We start from the raw sequence: 22,304 nt of genomic DNA, 5'->3' as shown, positions 1-22,304 counted from the left end.
TTTCTCAAAAAGATGAGGTATAACTGACAGCTTATATAACCACTCTACTCAGAGGGCTAAAGCCCAACAACGTACCTCATATGAGAGCTCGATCGACTATATCTCTAAAAATTACTAATCTTCAGCATAGATATACCGATACAATTCGCTCGGATCTGGCTCGGGGCTTTTCTCCGCAAACTCTACTGCATCATCAATTACAGCTTCGATCTTTTTGTCGATCGCCTTTAATTCCTCAGCAGTGGCCAAAGTGCGATCGATCAAATCAGCAGCCAACTTCTTAATCGGATCGCGGGGGAACCAATATTCCTTCTCTTCCTTCGATCGCAATTCATCAGGATCTGCCAAGGAATGGCCGCGAAAACGATAAGTCAAAGCCTCGATCACAGTCGGCCCTTCGCCGGCCCGCGCCCGCGCTACAGCTTCCTTCGCGACTTCCCGCACCGCCAAAACATCCATCCCGTCAACCTCAAAACCGGCCATGCCAAAAGCATGAGCCTTCTTGTAAATCAGCGGGTCAGAAGTAGCTCGCTCGTGGGCCATGCCGATCGCCCATTTGTTGTTTTCGATAACATAAAGAATCGGCAATTTCCACAAAGCAGCCATGTTCAAACACTCGAAAAACTGCCCGTTATTCGCAGCACCATCGCCAAAGAAACAAGCAGTCACGCCATCGGAACTTTCATCCCCCAAAGCTTCGCGCCGGTACTTCGATTGAAAAGCCGCCCCCGTAGCTACAGGAATCCCCTCAGCCACAAAAGCATAGCCTCCCAAGAGCCGGTGTTCGGCTGAAAACATATGCATCGAACCGCCGCGGCCCTTCGAGCAACCAGTTTCCTTCCCGAACAACTCCGCCATTACTTCCCGCGCCGGTACGCCCGCGCTCAAAGCGTGAACGTGATCGCGGTAGGTGCTGCTGACGTAATCCGTACTATCCCGACGCATCGATCGAATTACGCCAGTCGAGACTGCTTCCTGCCCGTTGTACAAGTGGACAAAACCAAACATTTTGCCCCGGTAGTACATTTCAGCGCACTTGTCTTCAAAGTAGCGCCCCAAAACCATATCCTCGTAGAGCATTAAGCCCTCATCCCGAGAAATAGTTACGCTTTGTGCGTCAAAAACTGGTAAAGTCCGTTCCATAAAAAATTAATACCCGATCGGCGAACTAGACAGGTGGCATCTTGCCATACTCCAATCAATGTAAACCGAGAGTGGACAGAACCGCAGCAGAAAATAGTGGGACAGTTTTACCAGTAGCAGTTACAAGCATTGTTAAAATAAGCTTAGTATGGGAAATTTGCCAAAATTGGGAGAGCCAACTGCCACATCGACCGGCTGTGGTTGTGTCTAAAACTTAAGATCGGTCTTGTTCAAAGTGGGGCAGGATGCGAACCTCACTCTAAAACGCCGTAGAGGGAAACAGTCGGAGTACCTTGAAGGAAGTTCTCGATATCCTTGACAGGACTCAGAAGCTCACATCAAAATCAGATTTTTGAGATTTGATGTGAGAGCATCACCTAAGATAGGCTAATTCAGTTGCTAGCGCTTTGGGGAAGTGGACTGTGCTTATTCCACTAGATTACTACCGTATTTTGGGTCTACCGATTCAAGCTACTGCCGAACAGTTGCAGCAGGCTCACCGCGATCGAACTTTACAGCTTCCACGCCGGGAGTATTCCGAAGTTGCGATCGTCGCCCGCAAACAACTGATCGATGAAGCCTGCGCCGTTCTGTCAGACTCAGACGGGCGCAAAGCTTATGATGTCAGTTTTTTAGCCAAAACTTACGATCGAGAGTCGGAAGCAGCCATGGCGGCCAAGCAGAGGTCGAAAACCTCTACTGGGCCGGCCACAGTCCTGCAAGACGCAGGAGAAACCGTTGCGGCAGAGTCTAAGGCTTTAGACGCTGCTCCTGACCCCCACACTCCAAGTATTGAAATCGATGACAACCAATTCGTAGGAGCCCTGCTCGTACTGCAAGAACTGGGGGAATACGAACTCGTACAGAAGCTGGGGCGCCCGTATCTCAACAATGGCAGCATCGCGATCGACGAAGGCCGCTTCGGCGACCCGCAGCTCGTGCGGCCCGATATCGTTTTAACCGTAGCCCTGGCCTGCCTAGAACTCGGCCGCGAACAGTGGCAGCAAGGTCAATACCAAAATGCGGCAAAATCACTAGACGCAGGTCAAGAACTGCTGCTGCGCGAAAGCTTATTTCCAAGCGTGAGGGGTGAAATGCAAACCGATATATACAAACTCCGTCCGTACAACATTTTAGAATTACTATCGCTCCCCGAAGAAAAAGTCTCCGAGCGCCGCCAGGGACTGCAAATCCTGCGAGAAATGCTGGAGGAACGGGGTGGCATCGATGGCTCGGGGGACGATCGATCGGGTTTAGGAATAGAAGACTTCCTCCGCTTCGTCCAGCAACTCCGCAAACACCTAACCAGTAGCGAGCAGCAGACCCTATTTGAAGCTGAAGCCGGCCGCCCCTCCGCAGTGGCCACTTACCTCTCGGTCTACACCCTGTTAGCCCAAGGATTTGCCGCCAGACAGCCTTCGATGATCCGCCGCGCCAAGCTGATGCTGATGCAGCTCGGCCGCCGCCAAGACGTTCACCTCGAAAAAGCCGTGTGTTCGCTGCTGCTGGGCCAGACAGAAGAAGCCAGCAGATCTCTCGAACTCAGTTCGGAAAAAGAACCCCTCGCTTTCATTCGCGAACATTCCCAAGATTCTCCCGATTTGTTGCCGGGACTCTGCTTGTACGCCGAACACTGGCTGCAAGAAGAAGTGTTTCCTCACTTCCGCGACTTGGCAAACCAGTCAGTCTCTTTGAAAGATTATTTTGCCGATCCGAAAGTCCAAGCTTACCTAGAAGCTTTGCCATCGGATGCCGAAACTGCCAACGAATGGGTCGTCGTGCAACCGAGATCGGGCAAACCTCAGGGGAAACTGCAACCACCGGGCGATCGCCCGCCTGCACCTCCTCTGCCTCCGGCAGCCAAACAGGCAGCCAGTAGTCTCACCTTGACCCCCGTACCGACTGACAGCTCCAGCGCAGCTTCAGCGCCGAAATATCAGGCAACGGCGGCAGGAATCGGGGCGGGGGCGGCGGCGGTCTCTCTCCCGACAGCTACGGCGGGACGGCCTGCCGCCTCGACCTCAAAACCGCGCAGGAACCCGAGTTCGAGCCGGCGCAGCGGAGCGATCGGGCAGGGATTAACAGGTTCTTTTGCCGATCGGGCGCGCACCCTAGGAACCCAAATTTCCGCCCAAGTCAAGTCCCTGCCACCAAATAAACTGGCTCTGCTTGTCGTCGCAGCCGTCCTGAGCCTGTTAATTCTGTGGTTAATACTCAGTCTGTTTTTGAGTGCCTTGCAAGCCCTCTCAGGCCCATCTCTCGAAGGAGAACAAGCCCGCGTCAGCCTCGATGCACCGCCCATAGAAATCCCCGCACTAGCCCCGGCCCCAGAGCCTGGTGCCCCGGCCCCCGCGCCTGTGTCGGGAGCAATGACGGAAGAAGGGGCCAAACAAATAGTTCAAGACTGGCTGTCAGCGAAAGCAGCGGCCTTGGGCCCCAATCATGCTGTCGAAGAATTACAGAAAGTTCTCACAGAACCGGCTTTGTCTCGCTGGCAATTGATGGCAGATGCCCAACAGAAAAACAACGCCCACCAGCGTTACGTGCACAAGCTAGAAGTCAAAGGAGTTAAGACAAATCCGACTAATCCCGATCGCGCCGAAGTAGAAGCCCAAGTCAGCGAAAAAGCCGAAACCTTCGATCGCGATCAGCTAGTTACTTCCCGCGACGAAAACCTGCGAATCCGCTACGACTTAATCCGCCAAGACGGACAGTGGCGGATTATGGATTGGCAGGTGATGAAGTAAGGAATTGGTAATGGGTAATTGGTAGTGGGTAATTTGTGGTTGCTAGTTACCCGAGGATCTCAATGAATGTGAAAAGCATTTTTTTGTGAGTAGTGCGAGCGTCTTCGCTCGCTATACATACAAGATTTGCGATCGGCGAGGCTGGCACGACAAAAGCACTGATTGAGATACTCCCACTAATTGCCAATTACCAATTCCTATATATATTGAAAATATTAATTCTTAAAGCCGGAGTTGTGAATTGGAGATAATTGTTGAAGGCGATCGTTTTATTTATGATTCCTATGGGGTAGCCAATAAAGGTTGAGATTTTAATCCCTAGTAGGGGTTTAGTTGAATTGCGGCTCAAAGCCCCCAATTGAGCCTCTGGCTATCTCCAGCATATCAGTTTCAATCCCTAGTAGGGGTTTAGTTTAATTGCGGCGCTTTTGTCGATCGCAGACATCAACGGCAAGGTCAGTTTCAATCCCTAGTAGGGGTTTAGTTTAATTGCGGCCTGAATGGATCGAATTAGCAATCTTAGCTTTCGCGTTTCAATCCCTAGTAGGGGTTTAGTTTGATTGCGGCGTTACCAGTTCTATGCGAGTCGTCAAGCCATGCTTGGGTTTCAATCCCTAGTAGGGGTTTAGTTTGATTGCGGCGTAGATGATTCCTACAATGCTGGGAATGTCGCGGGTCAAACACTACAGCGCGTTTCAATCCCTAGTAGGGGTTTAGTTTGATTGCGGCGGAGACAATGTAGTCTGCGCGATTTGCTAAGTAGTTTCAATCCCTAGTAGGGGTTTAGTTTGATTGCGGCTTATGTCTCGAAAGCCAAAGCCTTTAAGAGAAGGTTTCAATCCCTAGTAGGGGTTTAGTTTGATTGCGGCATTAAATAGCGCGTCAGCGGGAGTAGCGCCCCGCGTTTTTTTCGTTTCAATCCCTAGTAGGGGTTTAGTTTGATTGCGGCATCGAGGGATACGGGCAGCGTCCTCGATGGGTGTTTCAATCCCTAGTAGGGGTTTAGTTTGATTGCGGCATCCAGCACAGAATCCCGAATAAAATGCCCCGATCAAAGTTTCAATCCCTAGTAGGGGTTTAGTTTGATTGCGGCGCTTTTGGGCAGATCTATCATTTTTCCGAAAAGCTGTTTCAATCCCTAGTAGGGGTTTAGTTTGATTGCGGCGGCTCCGGGATGTCCATCTCTACGGGCATATTTACGGTTTCAATCCCTAGTAGGGGTTTAGTTTGATTGCGGCTTGAAACAGTCGCATTTCGCGATAAATCGGTTTTGTTTCAATCCCTAGTAGGGGTTTAGTTTGATTGCGGCTTTTCCACCTCAGTTTCAGGTACTAGGATGCGGCCGTTTCAATCCCTAGTAGGGGTTTAGTTTGATTGCGGCTGGCCGAAGAAAGTTTTAGCGCACTAAAGAAATCTGTTTCAATCCCTAGTAGGGGTTTAGTTTGATTGCGGCGCAACCCGCTACGTTCTTTCAATAGGGAGAGTAAGGTTTCAATCCCTAGTAGGGGTTTAGTTTGATTGCGGCGAAGATGAAGCTAATGACAGCGAGCCTAATGGTGGTTTCAATCCCTAGTAGGGGTTTAGTTTGATTGCGGCTTTAGAGACTACCTTGTTTGACAAGAATGTCAAAAGTTTCAATCCCTAGTAGGGGTTTAGTTTGATTGCGGCCAATGCGAGCGGTTCTGCGCCGGGTGCAAGGCCAAGTTTCAATCCCTAGTAGGGGTTTAGTTTGATTGCGGCCCAGCAACACCAAACCAATTAACAACATGGAATACTTAGTTTCAATCCCTAGTAGGGGTTTAGTTTGATTGCGGCTGGACTTTCTCATGAATGCGATCGCGGAATTCACAAAGTTTCAATCCCTAGTAGGGGTTTAGTTTGATTGCGGCCCCAGGAAGCTTCTGAGCATTCTGCTATTTATGGATTGTTTCAATCCCTAGTAGGGGTTTAGTTTGATTGCGGCTGGACTTTCTCATGAATGCGATCGCGGAATTCACAAAGTTTCAATCCCTAGTAGGGGTTTAGTTTGATTGCGGCGGTAACGGACTCATTTATGTATTCGAGACAAATGTGGACACGTTTCAATCCCTAGTAGGGGTTTAGTTTGATTGCGGCTCACCATTTACTTCTTCTATTAGCGCGCGCTGGTTGTCTAGTTTCAATCCCTAGTAGGGGTTTAGTTTGATTGCGGCTTGATAAGGCCACGGCCGCCCAACAGGAAACGGCTGCCGTTTCAATCCCTAGTAGGGGTTTAGTTTGATTGCGGCTTTTTGTGGCATCGCTAGGGGCGATCGCTGCTTTTCGTTTCAATCCCTAGTAGGGGTTTAGTTTGATTGCGGCTCAATATGGAGGAGCGATCGTTTTTTGACGTTTACGGTTTCAATCCCTAGTAGGGGTTTAGTTTGATTGCGGCGTATCTTTTTGGGCTAGTTAGTGGCTCAAATTCAGGTTTCAATCCCTAGTAGGGGTTTAGTTTGATTGCGGCTTAAACAAGTATGGCGACACTATCGACCATGATGCTCAGTTTCAATCCCTAGTAGGGGTTTAGTTTGATTGCGGCTCGCCAGACACACACAGAAGCTTCAAGAAATTAGGTTTCAATCCCTAGTAGGGGTTTAGTTTGATTGCGGCGCGATCGGGAACATTCCATTTGGGGATGTCAAAATCGTTTCAATCCCTAGTAGGGGTTTAGTTTGATTGCGGCTTTTGCAAGTAATTCACAACACAAAACCATGAAACTTCAAGTTTCAATCCCTAGTAGGGGTTTAGTTTGATTGCGGCCGTTTCACCACTCTTCTTGGGAGCAAATCTTTCAAGTTTCAATCCCTAGTAGGGGTTTAGTTTGATTGCGGCTTGAATTTTGGCATTCGGATCGGGTTTAAATGCGGTGTTTCAATCCCTAGTAGGGGTTTAGTTTGATTGCGGCACCATAACGACGATTTAAGCGACGGAAATGTGCTAGGTTTCAATCCCTAGTAGGGGTTTAGTTTGATTGCGGCCGACAGTCAAGCGTTGCTTGAGTCGATAGAAAAGTTTCAATCCCTAGTAGGGGTTTAGTTTGATTGCGGCTAATTTTATTCGCCCATTTCTTGATATCAGTTGGCGTGTTTCAATCCCTAGTAGGGGTTTAGTTTGATTGCGGCGTGGTGGATTCCTGGTGCAGCAAGGATTCTAGTTGGTGGAGAGTTTCAATCCCTAGTAGGGGTTTAGTTTGATTGCGGCCCCATTTCGGTAGTGGGCGCTGGTCGATCGACTGTTGCGTTTCAATCCCTAGTAGGGGTTTAGTTTGATTGCGGCACAAAGAATTAAAAATAACCTAACTAGCCCGCTTTTGTTTCAATCCCTAGTAGGGGTTTAGTTTGATTGCGGCGCTCAGTTTGTGACTTTCTTGAGGGATTGTTGTGAAGTTTCAATCCCTAGTAGGGGTTTAGTTTGATTGCGGCACTTTGGAGGTGGAATGGAACTTCTGTTGAGGCAGGTTTCAATCCCTAGTAGGGGTTTAGTTTGATTGCGGCACAAACATTACGCTAACAGTGCGTGATCGTGCATTAGGTTTCAATCCCTAGTAGGGGTTTAGTTTGATTGCGGCGCGATTGCTACCAGGAAATCGCTGAGCTCGAAACCGAAATGTTTCAATCCCTAGTAGGGGTTTAGTTTGATTGCGGCTTTTGTGCGTTCCGCTCAACGATTGTGGTATCTCTGGCGGCGATGTTTCAATCCCTAGTAGGGGTTTAGTTTGATTGCGGCGGGGGGCGGCGACCCTTGCCAGAAGAAGAAAAGTTTCAATCCCTAGTAGGGGTTTAGTTTGATTGCGGCCCAGGAGCCCTGCTAATTGGCGTCGAACCAACCTGTTTCGTTTCAATCCCTAGTAGGGGTTTAGTTTGATTGCGGCTAAAAGTGAGATTGATTTTAAATCGGCTACCTACCAAGTTTCAATCCCTAGTAGGGGTTTAGTTTGATTGCGGCTTTTATACGCACTCTCAAAAAAAGTCAACTAGAAAAGTTTCAATCCCTAGTAGGGGTTTAGTTTGATTGCGGCATTACTTAAATCTCTCTGACCAAAAACTTTAAACAAGTTTCAATCCCTAGTAGGGGTTTAGTTTGATTGCGGCCAACGAGTGCGGTAGCTCGCTGTGCGGCACGCCGATCGAGGTTTCAATCCCTAGTAGGGGTTTAGTTTGATTGCGGCTTAATTTTCTCCAGTTGCGATCGCATCTGTGCCCACTCTCTAAGGTTTCAATCCCTAGTAGGGGTTTAGTTTGATTGCGGCATTGGTAATTAAAAACAATGAAAAATGGAAAATTGAACAGTTTCAATCCCTAGTAGGGGTTTAGTTTGATTGCGGCATAGGCGATCGCCCAGAAGATCAACAATGTGCGGTTTCAATCCCTAGTAGGGGTTTAGTTTGATTGCGGCCCTTTGAGCCAAGGAGTCCAGTCAAAATTCTCTCGCAGCGTTTCAATCCCTAGTAGGGGTTTAGTTTGATTGCGGCCTTTGATGGAACTTCCAAAACTAGAGTTAACGATTTGTTTCAATCCCTAGTAGGGGTTTAGTTTGATTGCGGCGAATAGGTCTGCGATTTACAGACACCTGTTGTTGTGTTTCAATCCCTAGTAGGGGTTTAGTTTGATTGCGGCTCTGGGCTAAGTCCTCGTCCGCTCTCCTCCTTGTAGTTTCAATCCCTAGTAGGGGTTTAGTTTGATTGCGGCCGAATTTTATCTGAGGTAACTGTTGATGGGGTTGAGTTTCAATCCCTAGTAGGGGTTTAGTTTGATTGCGGCTTTGAATGAACTCAGACAAACAATTGATGAGATGTTTCAATCCCTAGTAGGGGTTTAGTTTGATTGCGGCTCAAGCCACTTAAGCTTAAATGGATCCTCAGGAAAAGTTTCAATCCCTAGTAGGGGTTTAGTTTGATTGCGGCGGACGATCGCCCGGTCAGCAGCAAACCTGCAAGTCTGGGGGTTTCAATCCCTAGTAGGGGTTTAGTTTGATTGCGGCGTGGAATCTGTTTCACTTTTGAACGTTTTGAATCTCTTGCCAGGTTTCAATCCCTAGTAGGGGTTTAGTTTGATTGCGGCGCGATATCAAGCCCCTGTCATCTTTGACTAATTTGTTTCAATCCCTAGTAGGGGTTTAGTTTGATTGCGGCACAGTAGTTGTCAATGCTTGTGGTTTAGGAGTAGTAAAGTTTCAATCCCTAGTAGGGGTTTAGTTTGATTGCGGCCGCCGGTGTTTGAAACCGTTGCTGTATTTGGTTTTCAAGGTTCAGTTTCGCTAACCTCATCCAAAAGTACCATTTCAGGCTTCGACCTGTCAACCCCCGCTGATTCATTTTCCCTTAAAATCCTTACCACCTATGGATTGTAGCCATTTCGCTAACCTCTTTTGGAGAGAGTGGGCGTCAAACCCTTGCAGCATCTACATTATAGCCCAAAAATTTGACACCCTCATTTTTACACCTAGTGCCTAGCGAAATCTCACGCAAAAAATATAGTTCTATCGATCGGCACTATCCCACCAATCCGCTCAATTTTCCCCTGACAGCAAGCGCACAGCGGAAAAAACAGAATGCTGTCTTGCTCGGGTTTAATCACTTTAGCCAAGCGCGATCGCAACTTAGCATACTGCGTTTCCGTCAAATCCGTACACTCAAACACACTGTACTGCATCCACTGCCCGTAAGACTTGAGCATTTTGTGAATTTTCGTCCGGCGCTTGTCTTCCGGGATATCGTAAGAAATCAGAATGTGCATGATTATTTCAAAACTAAAGGTGGATATTGGTCGATTTCGCCCATCAAATATTTCGCCAACAATCGTGCTTGAATCTCAAAAGCCTCGCGATAATTGCACTTTTTCCTCAAAACCGGATGCGTGAACTCAGATTGCTTCTTCTTTTCGTAAAGCGTCAGAAATTCCCGCCGTCCAGTTTCCGACAATCGCATAACATTGCTGATCGGTTCCACAGTAAAATCGTTAGGCGTAAGTTTCCGATTGTTGATCGCATTCAAAATAGTGCTATCCACAACAGCCGATCGAAATTCCTCCATCAAATCGAAAGCCAGCCCCACGCGCCCATACCGCTGAACGTGCAGGTATCCCAAATAAGGGTCAAAACCGACAATATTAATCGCACTTTCCACATCACGGCGCAACAGAGTATAACCAAAATTCATCAAGGAATTAACCGGATCGGTCGCGGGGCGGTGTCGGGGTTTGAAGACAAAACCTTCAGCCCGAATTAGCTGATTGAAAACCCCAAAATAAGCCGCACTTCCGGCACCTTCTAAGCCACGCAAAGAATTGATATTGTCAGCGCGATCGAGTTTTGCGATCGCATTAGCAATTTGAGTCATTGCTGGTTCCAGTTTAAGTTCAGGATGATTCCCCTGAGTTTTGTACAAACCGTAGCGGTAATTTTTCAACTTACCTCGAATAAAACCCCTAACAACATGAATTGCCTGAGGAGTTTCGCCCGCTGCTTTCCACTGGGCGCTGCGGACAAAGATATTTTTCGTTAATTCCGGTTCGAGTTTTCCCAAATATTCTCCTTTTTCCGAGATAAAAGTCAAAGAAATTTTGTGTTGGAGAAGTTCTGTCAGCGCCGCGGGAGAAATTGTCGCCCGTCCCAAAATCACCACAGCCTCTAGATGAATCAAAGGTATATCCTGCAATTTTTTATCTTTGCTTTTGACATACAGCCGTTCGTCAGTTTTTCCGATAAAAGCATCTTCTTGATTGATGTAAAGTGTTCCCATGACAAACTCCTAAATTTGTAGTTTGGATTAACTTGCTTCTTGATAGCGCCGGACTTTCTCAGCAGCTTGCGGCAAGCATTGCTGATAAAGGCTGCAACCCTGACAGCGCTTGCTGTAATTAGCGGGAGGCATTTTGCCGGTTTGCAGTAAAATTTGGATAGCGTCAATAGTTGCGATCGCCTCCCGTCTCAACTCCTCAGAAATCTCCACCAATTGCCGCTGGTGCGACTGCGCGTAATACACGTATCCAGCCGCAATCCTTTTCCCAGTCATCTCCTCCAAACACAAAGCTTGCGCGCAAACCTGCAACTCGTCGTTATCCCATTCGCCCTTGCGCCCGCGCTTGTACTCGACGGGATACAACTCACCATCGGTTGATTCAATCAAGTCGGATTTCCCAATCAGCATATACTTTTCAGACTTCAGCCAAATCGCCCGCACCTGCCAAGTTTCATCGCGGTTGATTTCGCCCATCGTGTGAACGCGATCGTGCAAACTCGTCCCTTCGATGGTATACTGGTTGTCGGTGAACTCTCCCGCGCAAGACATCCGCCAGCAGCGGTGGGGACAGTAAGAGTATTGGTTCAGAAGTGCGATCGAAATGTAATCAAAATCGTTCATAATTTTGATGGTTTGTAGAAGATTGGTAATTTGAAATTAGGCCCCCGGCGATTGGAAATCGCGGCTACACAAACGATGTCCGCCTCCGCGGACGAAGAGGGTATTTGGAGATGAGAAATCATCGGTGAAATCTTCAACCCGCGGAGGCAGGTTTTGTGTGTGTACACGCGGTTTCAACCGCCGGGGAATCGATGAGAAATCATCGGGTGAAATCTTCAACCTGCGGAGGCAGGTTTTGTGTGTGTAGCCGCGGTTTCTAACCGCCGGGTAGAATCGATAAGGAATCATCGGTGAAATCTTCAACCCGCGGAGGCGGGTTTTGTTTGTATAGCCGCGGTTTCTAACCGCCGGGTCGAATCTATGAGTTTTACGTTAAACTCTTATTAACAGCAATCCGCCGAGTCATACCCATCCCCATCGGAGTTTTCCTCCCCACCCCGCAGTAAAGTGCAAAATCCGCCAAAGCATTAATTTGCTTGATAACCAAAGGCTCCACATCTCCCAAAATCCGATAACTAACCTCCCCAACCATCCCAACAAAATTGATTTCATAATTAGTCACTCTTTCGCTTTTGATATTGACAAATGTCGAAAAAAGTGCATCTAATGAAAGCTCAGGAATCTCAATCCCGCTGTACTTATTCCAGCGACTGAGAAGACTGTTAAAAACGCATTCCCTAGTCGGAATCACCGAATCGAACTTGCCCTGTCGAAAAGTAGTCGGAGTCGCAAAACTGAAGGCAATTAAGCGGTTTGTTTCCGAGGCTTGTTCGTAGAGTTGAGCATAAGTACAAGCATTAACCCAAGGGCGATCGGGTTGAGGCGTACCGAAGATATTGGCGATCGACAAATCAGCCGGCCCCAAATGCCACGGCTTGGAGGGATTGATGTTCAGCCAAAGGTGAGTTAATTTGCCGAATAAAGAGTCATCAAGCAGACTAATTCGCCACCAACAGGGAGTATATTCGGGAATCGATTCTGCGTGTTCCCATTGCAAGGAATGGTGTTTTTTGAAAGGGCATTTTTTAGTTTGCAAAGGACTGAGGGTGAAAGCTTTGTCTGCTGCTGCATCGTGGAGGCGATCGCCGAGTTGTTTGTCAACGGAGCTCGCGAGGGTGAGGAAGAGGGCGTGCAGGTGTCTTCCCGTCAGGTATCCGGGGGGAATTGGGGCCAGGGGAAGGATGTTGAGGATGAGGCTGTGCGGCATGATTGGATAGTAAAATTAATGTGCGATAGGTTCGTAGTGAGGACTTCAGTCCTCAGCAGGACTAAAGTCCTTACTACGAACCTAAGAGTTTGTTAGCAGGTTTGATCGTTCGGACTTCAGTCCTCAGCAGGACTAAAGTCCTCACTACGAACCTAATAGTTAGTTAGCGCGAAAGCGGTATTCCATAAAACCGGGAATTTTGAGTTTGTCAAACTCGTAATATCGCCCTCTCATTTTGATATTTTGGATGAGGCTAACTGGCGGCATATTAACGACATCGTAGCTAATCACTTGATGGGAAAACATCACATCTAAAGGATTGAGTAGATAGGGAAAGATTATGTCTGTTGCAGATTGCGATCGCCCTACTTCTTTCTGTTCTACAATTTCGACTGCTGCTTTACTCATCCACTTTCCCAAACGAATCCATTTTGCCAGTTTTAAAGCCTTTTCTGAGATAATGAAAAACTCAAATTTGCTTTCCGGCGCAATTTCCTTGGTTCTACCAAAACTTGGGATATTTTTCTGGGTTTTCTCCATCTCAACGTGATAGTTGTTGTTGGCGTATTTCCAAGTATTGAGAGTGGATGAGTGAAAGATCGATCGCGCCGGAGTAACGTAAATCCCCTGTTGGTTGAGCGCCGTTAAATGCTGCTCATATTTAGGGATTTGTTCGGGACAGAAATAGCGATAGGAATGTTCTTCAGCAACGGTGGTGGCATAGATGGCGCTATCCACCAAACCGAGGGCGTAACAAAGCGCGTAATTGTGAATTACCGGCTCAGTTTCGTAAAGTCTCCCTATCTCGCGAGTTGCAAAATAAAGGCTATCATGCAACTCAATTTGATAGCGGTAAATAAAGGCCATGATATTTACTCCGCTGCTGCTGTAGATCCTGCTTTACCCTTGATATGCTTCTTCGCGTAAGCTTTAGCTTCATCATCAGCTTTTTTCAACATCTTTTTGAGTTCATCTTCATTGCCAATAATCGCTTTCACCTCTGTCACTAATGGCGTAAACTTATCCCCAATCAAGTCTTCATGCACGATAAATTCCTCAGACATTAATGTTTGAATAGCAGCACTAGCAGCCATAACCACATCATCTTCATTGAGAGGATTGTTGGAATTCAGCTTATCGTCAAGCTGCAATTTGTCGTAAATTGCTTGCGTCCAGCGCAGGTTACTGGTAATTTCGCCGTCGGCAAATACCACACCAATTAACTCATTTCTGACTCGACCTGTACGGGTGGTTTGAGCGCCATAATGCCGCGTTCTGAGGATGTTGTTAAAAACATACAAAAAACTAGCTTCTGTAGGGTCTTTGAGGGTGACAATGCTAGGAAAGAAAATCTGGGGTTTGATGTGGTCTTGCTGATTGATACGACTGGTAACTTCGCCCACTTTTGAACCTGGTTCACCTTTGGATGCCATTGTGCCATTCTCAAAGGGAGCATTGAGAGTAAAACTCTCGTGAGATTCATCAAAAGCGGTAATTGAAAATGCTGTATCAACTACTACTTTTGATTTTTCTGAACCAGAGTCACCGATCGCAAATCCGTAGATAATGCAATCAGGGTTATTCATGGCAAACTTGACATTGTATTCGCACTCTTCAGCGGTCATAAAACCGTAGTTACGCAGCAACTCGCGACCGACTAAACGTTCTGGTGTAGATTGCTTGCGCTTAAACATTGTCAAGCGGCTGATTGGTTTTTGGTCTTGAATTCCTGACCTCACCCGCGCTTTATTCAGTTCTCCATCTGTCTGAAATAGGGGATAAGATTCCGTCACCCGCACAGTCAGGAAGTGTACATATTTACCCATTGGTTTGTAGGGGATGTTAGCGTGGAAAAATTTAGAGTCAACTGTTTTCAAGAAAGGCATAATTGGTGTCCTATGTAAAAATGTGAGTTTTGTAGTTGTCATGTAGCTTGTCAAACAAAAGCGTCAGCTTTGATTGTCAGCTTCTTCTTGTGAATCTTCAGGAGATTGACCCTCTATAGGGCGATTTTCTTGGTCATTCTCTAAACGGTAAAGGAATTCGCAAGTATCTCGGATTAAGTTGATTTGGCGGCCGGCTAAACGAGCGCGATCGCCCGCAAATGATTTCTCAAATACCTCCTCAACAAAGTAGCGAGCAAACTCTAAAACTGCCTGTCTTTCTTCCTCACGCTTGCTGAAAATCCAGCGCCCTTCAGCAGTAGAAGAGTGCACGCGATCCATGAGCTTTGAAACTTCAGCAGCAACGGCCAACACTAAAGATTCGCATTGAAAACTGCGATCGGCTTCCAGGATTGTTTTAGAGGCAATATCAATCGGTTTCAGTACAGCATTTGCCTTGGGATTGTATCGCTTATTTGCACGGTAAAATCTGCGGTACAAATCCGTCAATTTTTGGGGGTGGTTTAAACTTGATGCGGTTGTCACAGTCAATCGTTCCTCTTCATGATTGTAAAGGGCATAGGAGTCAAAGCAAGGGTAAAAATGATAAGCATAAAGCTTGATTTTTTGAATTGATGCCGTTTCATTTTTCTGTTTGCGAACCCACTTATTTAGGTAGCTAAACACATAAAGCGGGCTGGTTTCAAAATCAGTGGCGAGTTCAGTTAGTTTCCCCCAGTTGGAGTCATAACCGGACTTCCCTTGTTTTGCATTAACATCAAGGTGAATCGCATAAGCAGCGGTTAATACATTCAAAGGTGCTGGATAAGATTTGCCGTTTTCTTCCCATCCTTCTAAGATATAGTCTAGGCGAAAGCGATCGCGCTTCGTCAACACCCTAAAAGCTTGGGGTACACTGTCAAGAAATACGGTTTCTTCAAATTCCGCACCGTCGTTAAAAGGCGGAATTGGCGACTCGGAAACTACGGTTTTGACATCCAGAATCATCGGGAAGGCAAAAGCTAACCAAGTTGGCATTACCCAGGATTCGGTATCAGTCGCATCTCGGCCGGGGGGAAGTGCCATGAAGTAAAATGTTAGGGGTTGGTCTTCGGGATAGGAAAGTTTGAAGGTGCGGTCTTTTCCTGGTTCGATGTTTTCATCTATTAGGAAACTATCGATGCTTTGGTAGCGATCGCGTCCAAAATTGGCTTGCAAATCCTTGCTGATAAAATGATTGCGTATGCTAGTATCAAAGCGGGTTTGGAAAATGCTAGTGTAGGCTTTTTGCAGAAACTTATTTGTTTCTGGGGTGAAGTAATATGTGGGATAAAAATAGAGATAGCGATATTTGCCATCTTCAAATTTTTTGCCCACAGCTTGAGTTTGATTCATCAAAATTTGCCTCAGCATCATTTCCAAACCTGCAATACTAGAAATATTGCGTTTGGCGTTAGAACCTCCCAACATTTGTTTGTTTGTATAAACTTGAGGGGTGAACAAAACGGCTGATTCCATTTGTTCTGTCACCGTGTAAGCTGAATGGGAAATCGAACAGATTAACTGTCTTCCTCTACCTTGTTTCTTAGCGAGTTGGTAGCGTTCCAATTCATCTAAAAATACGTCACTTGATGCTATGTCTAATGGTGTATTTCCGGGTAACATGACAATCCGCGTTACCCACAGTCGCAAATCGTCCCAACCGTCGGGCAATTTGTACTGTGAAAGAATGGGTTTAATCATTTGGGAAATGTGGGCGATCGCCTGTTCGCAAACTTGCCGCACATCCTCAATTCCTGGGTTGTTTTCTAGGTACTTTGCTGCTAAATAGTACCATTCGTAAGGAACGCCGCCTGTATTGCCTTTTAGCTTAAGTTCTTTGAGGCGTTCATTAATCCGTTGAATTTCTCTCAGGGCTGGCAGATAGTCGGACAGGTTCCAAAACCTAGCAATTTCATCGACAATATCTAGATGAGGTAGTGCGGGTAGTTTTTTGTCTTTCTTGCGTGCAGTTTCGATGGTATTAACCTGTTCTCCCCAAATCTTACGGCTCACTAAGTCGCCAAGTTCAGCAATTTGGTCAATCCGAATATCGTCGTCAAAATTGAATTTATAATCAGCAGACAAAACATCCTGACGCTGAAATTTTATCAGATTATCGCTGCGACTTTTGGCGACAGAGTTTTTCCCTATTTTGAGAATGCGTAAAGTAGCATCAACAGCAACTAGCATCAACTCTGACGTATCAAAAAACAGGTTATAATACTCAGCATATTTCATGCCTTTACCATCTCTGCCAAATCCAGTTTGTCGCCGTTGCAGTTGTCCGGCGCAGAGTTGCTTAATCTTGCTAACTACCCGTTCGGGTAAATCTGCAATTGAAATAGCAGGAGCATCCGATCGCGCTAGATAAATTACACCTGTTGGTAGGTAAAGCAATGGTTCATAGTAGGTATAATCGTCGGTATTCAGCGCCGTATGCACCTCCATTAAAGCGTTATTGACGACGTTAGTAAGTACGCCTCTGTTTTCAGCGATGCTGTGATAAGTGAATTTTAATTGCCCGTCGCTAAGGCTGTGGATTAACTCATTTAGTCTTGTATTTTCTGCATCTTGGGGATGTTTGATAATAGATGCTAGGGAATCTGCTAAACAGGTTAAGTCTGAGAGACTGCGGAGTATGCGATCGCGCAAAACTGGATTTAACCCAAATTCGGAAAAGTTCCAGTTAGTATCCCAACGCCGCTGAGCGTTGTAAGCAAGGCAGAGCAAATCGTCAATGTATTCTCGATAAGCATCTTGATCGTCGGGATTGATGAAGCTATCTAGTCCTAACTGTCGCACTTTTTCATCAATAATTTGACGGTGCTGTTCTAGTGGTAACTTGCGACAATCGTTGGGGACATCGGGGAATTTTTCAAAGTCGTGGAGGATAAATCCAGCAATTACTAACCGCCGTTCTTTTTCTCCTACGGATCGCCGCACGGTGGTGTCGAGTTTTTCTAACCGCTGTTCAATTAAATTAGCGGGAAATAATCCATTTAGCAGGTGAGTATTTAGGGACTGATCGCCTGCATTATGCCGTCTCACATTCTCTTTTCCTTGCTTGCGATCGAGTTCGTCAAAAAATTTGCCGCCTTTGGCTGTGACGCCGATCGCAACTCGCAGCAGATTTGGCAAGACATATTCTGCGAAATCTCCCATGACGCGATCGCCTGGATTTTGACTCTGAATGGCTTCTCGCAAGAGTTTGAGGGTTAGTAAGTCGCGAGTTTGAGGTTCGATTGTGCGATCGGACGTTTGAAAGCTTGACCCTAATTCTTCATCTTGCAACCAGTCATCATCTGCATCATCCGATCGTTCTGAGTTCAAATCAACTGGGATATCAAATAATGAGAGTTGTTGGTACTCTTCGTCGTCTGGTTTTTGACGTTTTTTAGCCATTTTAGGCCTCTAATTTATTTAAGTAAACTGTGATTTACTGGATGTAAAGGGGATATTGCTGGAAACTACGCAATCCATACTTCATCCCCCTTGCTTTTGAGCCAGTGGGCCAGCGTGTCCACCAACAGCGCCGACTGTCCAAAGGCGATCGAATAAGGTGCAGTCGCATCGTGGATACTGTACCGATCGCAAATCGGATAAATCTGAAAGTGTACCGGTAGTCGCAGGCGCGATCGCACTTCAGCTACCGGATAACGCAGCACATAACAAACCAATGCTTGCTTCTTCAAACGCTTGTTGATTTCCCCGATCCAATAATTCTCAGGTTGCACAACCTCAATCCCCGTCAAAACCTGAACCTTCCAAGCAGCAGCATTTTCCTCTAAATTTCCTGAATAAATAAATTTCCAATTCAGTCTTTCCTCCCGATAACTACGCAACTTCAAAAAAGCCAGACAGTGTTTAAATCGACCTTTGGCAATTGGTTGCCCAAGGCGTTCAGATGTCTCCTTCAACATTTGCATAAATGCAAATTCGGTCATCGGTTCGATTTCCAAGTTGCTCAAAATTCCTGGTAAATCGTAAGTTTTAAATTTGTCTGCCTCGTGGGAATCGGTTAAATCGCAGATGCCACATTGCAGGGGACTAGAACCTCGAAAACTGCTAGCATCTTCAACTATCGGATTTCCTGTCTTATTTCCCGATCGCTCTTGCCACTCTTTGCCCCACTGTTTAATATTACCGGCCACTTTCCCTAAGCTAGTTTTAAATACTTTTTGAGCAGCTTCCTGAAAAGCTTTGTGACTTGATGCGTACTGCTGTTTAATTGTCCTGTGCTCTAATGTCCAACAAATTTGAACAGACTGCACCGCACCCCACCGCGAATAATATCCCTCAAAATTGTTGATTTGGCGGTAGTTTTCGCGAATTTGTTGATAGAAAAAAGGACGATCGTAAATTCCGTTAGCCTCTAAAGTGGCAGTATCACCCGCAAACAAGCGTTCGACTAAGAAATTAGGGGTGAGTGCGATGGCTGTGAAATTTTGAAACTGAATAAACTCTCCATTGCGATCGCAGCCATCGTGTCGCCCCAACCTTCCTAATCTTTGGATGAAGTTGCCGGCATCGGCGGATTCAAAAATCAGCAAATTGATTTTGAAGTCTACCCCGACATCAATTGTGCTAGTACCGAGAACTAAGTCTGACGAGAGCGATCGCTCTTTTTCCGTCTTTCCCGACAACCCAGTATTTTCGCCAACAACTAAACCGTGAGGCTCGAACAATTTCCGAAAAAATGGTGTCAGTCGCTTGACGGCAGCAATCGAATTCAGGATAATCGCTCCTTTACTCCCCGGATTGTTTTGAAAGTGAGTCAGGATGAGATTTGCGCTGTCTTTCAGCCAAGTTTCAGAAACTTTTGAAGTTGGTTCTAGGGAAATGAAAGTCAGCGTGCTTTCCCTCAATATCTGCCGCCAGGAGTCTGTTTTCAACTGTTCTATTTCGGCAGGGCGATCTGGAAACTGATATTTTTCTGCTTTTAAAGGATCGATAGTTTGACAGCGAAACCCGGCTGTTTCTAGTCTGCTAATTAATTGCTCGTCTGGAGTTGCTGACAAAAATAAAAACTTTTTCCGGCGGTTTGTATGACGAATTAATAACAGGGTATTGATGACGCTGGCAATCTGAGGAGCCGCAAAAACATGAAATTCATCAAAAATGAATAGGTCAAAATCTTTGTCGATGCGACCCCATAGTTTATCAGGGCTATCTTCAGAGCTTAAATACGCTCCTCGGTGGAGATAGTGCAAGATATCAGGGTTAGTTAATAAAATCTCTGATTGACCTGTGCGAGATGCGATCGCGGCTGCTTTTCTCAGTTTTTCATTTTCTGCATAGATTTCTAATTCCGAGCCGCTGAGTCGCACAACGCGGGGTTGATGTTCGGGTTGGAATTGTTCGATATAGCGCTTAATTTGAGTCTCCTGATCTCGCGCCAGTTCATTGGTTGGATATAGCGCCACTGCACAACAATTTGTCTGCAATGTTTCTAAAAAACTGGCTAAACTTTTGCCATCGCTAGTGATAGCAAAGTTGGTAATGACATCAATATTCGGATCGCGAATTGCCTTTAAAGTTTCAAGTTGATGCCAAGAAAGCGTCCAACCTTCGGGTAATTTGACTTTCTTGGGAATTTCCGCAGCGGGACAGGAGTAAACGGATTTGAGAGTAATTTGGTAATCGGACATATGCTGAATCTGTGTCCGTAGAAAGTGGATATTCCTCATATTGACACCGATAATTGAGATTATCAAGCCCGTACAATGAAGAAGTGTCCGTACATTTATGAGTCGCAAAGGTCAATCGATCACCCTATCGGTTTCTGAACGAGATAAAGCGCAGTTGGAAGCCTTAGCCCAAGAATTCGGGAAGACGTGGGGCGATCGCCCGAACATATCCAAACTGATAGAAGCGATCGCCCGCCGCCAACTGACGATCGCCCCGAACCACGACTGGCCCCAAACCCGCATCCAAGCCCTAGACATCGCCCGACAGCAATTGGTTGACTTGGGCAAAATCGACGAAGCGCTGGAAATTGCCGAATTATTGAGCTCTCGCAGCGAACTAACTCTCCCCTTCCGGGCAGAAATCGAGGCGTTTTTGAGCAACCCTTTACCCGCTTGGCGGCAAAAAATCGATAACTTTAGGCACAGACAGCAACCATTTCGCCTTTCCTATCGAGATGCAGCCGATCGACTTTGGAACTACACAGTTTTGCACGCTAGGATTGTCCCCATAGAAAAGCGACAGTATTTAATGTGTCGCTGCGAGGAATCTGAGGGAAATCAAGACGTACCGGGACTCGAACACAACTGGACACTGTTGCTCGATCGCATTGAAGATGCTGCGGTGATTTCGGTCGATCGACCTTGGCTGCCAGATTTAGCCAGAATTCCCGTAGAATTTCACTTATCCGGCAGACTTGCCTTTAACTACAGGCGCAAGCAAGGTGATGTGGAAGTCAGCGACTTAGAAGGCGATCCGCCAATTAGACGAGTGATTCGGAATATCTCAAATACCTTCTGGTTTTTTCGCGAAATTACCCCCTATTGGGAAGATTGCGCGATCGTCTCTCCAGACAGTGTGCGATCGCGCTTCCAGCAAAAACTGATGGCCCTCTGCCGCCAGTACAACCTGGAAATCCGCGATTAGAGGACTTGGAAGTACCGAAACACACACAGAGACTCAAGAAACCGTAATATCGTGTCCCGTCGATTGACAACGATCTGATCGGTTCGTAGTGTGGACTTTAGTCCGCTGATGATTGCGGACTAAAGTCCACACTACGAACGAACTGTTTTTGTTACGACGATCGATCGGACATGATATAAATCCAAAAAAAAGCAGCCCGTAACAGGCTGCACATCGAAAAAACCGTTGTTTAGTTGGAGGAGAAAACTTTTAAATCGAATTCTAATTGCCGTTATATCAAGTCTCTGGGACTCCGGCGGGCGATCGGCTGCCAACCGATTTCGCCATCTTTATCTACCGCTGACTCACCTTACCATCAGAACAAAACTGCAAATCCTCGTTACGCTGAAAGTTCGTTGACCATTTTCACCCGGCCTCTGATTACTGCCCGCAGCAGGCGGTTGACACAGCATCTATCTTCGTCATTCAGCGACTCGTCTAAGGTGGCTGCCATCAAACCGTAGCGATCGGCTAAAGTCAAAACGCCTGTGTCGGTTACAGAAGCGAGGATTTCAGAGATAGCGCCGGGGAGGAGTTGTAAAGCGTTCATGGCAGTGCGGTTGAATTCGATATATTCATAATCCCTCGGTTTCCTCAAAAGATCAGTGATATTAAGGAGGTTCCGCAGGTGATTATTTTGGATGAAAGCAAGTGATCCGAGTAGAGTAAATGTGTGACGCGAATCACGGCGCTACAGGTGCGGCGAATTGCATCCCAGCCTAACCTTTGGTAGGACGCGGGATTGATGGCGTTTCGCTAAAATGATTTAATCTCTCAACCAGTTCAATTTTTACCCTGTACCGAAAATGCTTGATTTTCTCAATCCCATTTTGGGCCGCAAGCCCGATCGCATCAAAGCCCATGTTGAAATTTATACTTGGCAAACCTGTCCGTACTGTATCCGCGCCAAAACTTTGCTGTGGTGGAAAGGCGTCAATTACACGGAATACAAAATTGACGGCGACGAAGCTGCTAGAAATGCCATGGCCGATCGCGCTAACGGCAAGCGCAGCGTGCCCCAAATATTTATTAACAACCAACACGTCGGTGGCTGCGATGACATTCACAAACTTGATGGAGAAGGACAATTAGATTCGCTGCTAGCTCAAGCAGCCGTTTAAATACTCTTTGTATTAGGTTCGTATTAGGTTCGTAGTGAGGACTTTAGTCCTTAAATTTCCCAAGAAAGGACTGAAGTCCTTACTACGAACCTTGGGAAGGACTGAAGTCCTTACTACGAACCTTGGGAA

Annotated in this window: 13 protein-coding genes and 1 CRISPR repeat array; of the genes, 3 read left to right on the top strand and 10 right to left on the bottom strand. The window is 46.5% G+C overall.

Going from position 1 to position 22,304, the window contains the following annotated elements:
• Positions 1–114: 114 nt before the first annotated feature.
• Positions 115–1,143: a pyruvate dehydrogenase (acetyl-transferring) E1 component subunit alpha gene (gene pdhA, locus QZW82_RS01450; protein ID WP_293143419.1), complete on the bottom strand. Its 1,029-nt coding sequence runs from the start codon at positions 1,141–1,143 to the stop codon at positions 115–117.
• A gap of 422 nt (positions 1,144–1,565) precedes the next feature.
• On the opposite strand from pdhA, the gene QZW82_RS01445 reads away from it, so the two are divergent.
• The gene (locus QZW82_RS01445; RefSeq protein ID WP_293143416.1) at positions 1,566–3,890 is read left to right on the top strand and encodes an IMS domain-containing protein; all 2,325 of its coding nucleotides are present in this window, start codon (positions 1,566–1,568) and stop codon (positions 3,888–3,890) included.
• 308 nt (positions 3,891–4,198) lie between these two features.
• Positions 4,199–9,117: a CRISPR direct-repeat array (repeat unit 37 nt; unit sequence GTTTCAATCCCTAGTAGGGGTTTAGTTTGATTGCGGC).
• A gap of 253 nt (positions 9,118–9,370) precedes the next feature.
• Here QZW82_RS01445 and cas2 read toward each other — a convergent pair.
• The 8 genes from cas2 to cas3 all read right to left on the bottom strand — a co-directional run bounded on the left by cas2 (position 9,371) and on the right by cas3 (position 20,051).
• Complete coding sequence (gene cas2, locus QZW82_RS01440; protein ID WP_293143413.1) at positions 9,371–9,646, bottom strand: CRISPR-associated endonuclease Cas2; 276 nt, start codon at positions 9,644–9,646, stop codon at positions 9,371–9,373.
• 2 nt (positions 9,647–9,648) lie between these two features.
• Positions 9,649–10,650: a type I-D CRISPR-associated endonuclease Cas1d gene (gene cas1d / locus QZW82_RS01435; protein WP_293143410.1), complete on the bottom strand. Its 1,002-nt coding sequence runs from the start codon at positions 10,648–10,650 to the stop codon at positions 9,649–9,651.
• 27 nt (positions 10,651–10,677) lie between these two features.
• On the bottom strand, positions 10,678–11,271 hold the full coding sequence (cas4, locus tag QZW82_RS01430; RefSeq protein ID WP_293143407.1) for a CRISPR-associated protein Cas4: 594 nt from the start codon (positions 11,269–11,271) through the stop codon (positions 10,678–10,680).
• A gap of 367 nt (positions 11,272–11,638) precedes the next feature.
• Positions 11,639–12,478 (bottom strand): CRISPR-associated endoribonuclease Cas6, encoded by an 840-nt coding sequence (cas6, locus tag QZW82_RS01425; protein ID WP_293143404.1) that lies wholly within the window; start codon positions 12,476–12,478, stop codon positions 11,639–11,641.
• Between the two features lie 159 nt (positions 12,479–12,637).
• Positions 12,638–13,345 (bottom strand): type I-D CRISPR-associated protein Cas5/Csc1, encoded by a 708-nt coding sequence (cas5d, locus tag QZW82_RS01420; protein ID WP_293143401.1) that lies wholly within the window; start codon positions 13,343–13,345, stop codon positions 12,638–12,640.
• Positions 13,346–13,350: 5 nt separating this feature from the next.
• Positions 13,351–14,406: a type I-D CRISPR-associated protein Cas7/Csc2 gene (gene cas7d, locus QZW82_RS01415; RefSeq protein WP_293143398.1), complete on the bottom strand. Its 1,056-nt coding sequence runs from the start codon at positions 14,404–14,406 to the stop codon at positions 13,351–13,353.
• A 21-nt stretch (positions 14,407–14,427) separates the two neighbouring features.
• Entirely contained in the window at positions 14,428–17,805 is a 3,378-nt protein-coding gene (gene cas10d / locus QZW82_RS01410; protein WP_293143395.1) for a type I-D CRISPR-associated protein Cas10d/Csc3, read from the bottom strand.
• Between the two features lie 65 nt (positions 17,806–17,870).
• Positions 17,871–20,051, bottom strand: coding sequence for a type I-D CRISPR-associated helicase Cas3' (cas3, locus tag QZW82_RS01405; protein WP_293143392.1), 2,181 nt, complete (start codon positions 20,049–20,051; stop codon positions 17,871–17,873).
• Positions 20,052–20,148: 97 nt separating this feature from the next.
• Between cas3 and QZW82_RS01400 the strand changes: the two genes are divergently transcribed.
• On the top strand, positions 20,149–21,015 hold the full coding sequence (locus tag QZW82_RS01400; protein ID WP_293143389.1) for a WYL domain-containing protein: 867 nt from the start codon (positions 20,149–20,151) through the stop codon (positions 21,013–21,015).
• Positions 21,016–21,394: 379 nt separating this feature from the next.
• Here QZW82_RS01400 and QZW82_RS01395 read toward each other — a convergent pair whose 3' ends face one another.
• Positions 21,395–21,604 (bottom strand): hypothetical protein, encoded by a 210-nt coding sequence (locus tag QZW82_RS01395; RefSeq protein WP_293143386.1) that lies wholly within the window; start codon positions 21,602–21,604, stop codon positions 21,395–21,397.
• Between the two features lie 256 nt (positions 21,605–21,860).
• Here QZW82_RS01395 and grxC point away from each other — a divergent pair, with 256 nt between their 5' ends.
• Positions 21,861–22,175, top strand: coding sequence for a glutaredoxin 3 (gene grxC / locus QZW82_RS01390; RefSeq protein ID WP_293143384.1), 315 nt, complete (start codon positions 21,861–21,863; stop codon positions 22,173–22,175).
• Positions 22,176–22,304 lie beyond the last annotated feature (129 nt).

It is taken from the genome of Microcoleus sp. bin48.metabat.b7b8b9.023, from assembly GCF_013299185.1.
GTDB lineage: Bacteria > Cyanobacteriota > Cyanobacteriia > Cyanobacteriales > Microcoleaceae > Microcoleus.
The sequence above is the reverse complement of the archived record's forward strand: the minus strand, read 5'-3'. Positions and strand labels throughout refer to the sequence as shown.